Consider the following 313-nt stretch of genomic DNA (forward strand, 5'->3'; position numbering starts at 1 on the left):
CCGTGAAAGCGGATGTGCACACCGATGTCAGCCTCTATTTCCCGCTGTTCAGCATCGGCGATATGCAGCGCGTGACCTCCTCGACCACGGCGCTCTATTCGGACAAGACGGTTGAGGTGGCGATGATGCTCGACGTCACCGGCTCGATGGCGGGCCAGAAGATCAAGGATTTGAGGGCAGCGGCGAGCAACGCGGTGGATTCCTTCCTCACCGGCCAGAACGCCGCCAATCCGCGCGTGCGGGTGGCGATCGTGCCCTATGCCAATTCCGTCAATGCCGGCCCGCTTGCCGCCAGCACCGTCTTTGTCGAGAC

At 62.6% G+C, this 313-nt stretch carries 1 pseudogene; it reads left to right on the top strand.

Annotated features, from left to right (window positions below):
• A pseudogene (locus tag EN851_RS35215) lies at positions 1-313 on the top strand (VWA domain-containing protein); the annotation flags it as partial.

The sequence above is a fragment of the Mesorhizobium sp. M8A.F.Ca.ET.208.01.1.1 genome (genome assembly GCF_004791315.1).
GTDB lineage: Bacteria > Pseudomonadota > Alphaproteobacteria > Rhizobiales > Rhizobiaceae > Mesorhizobium.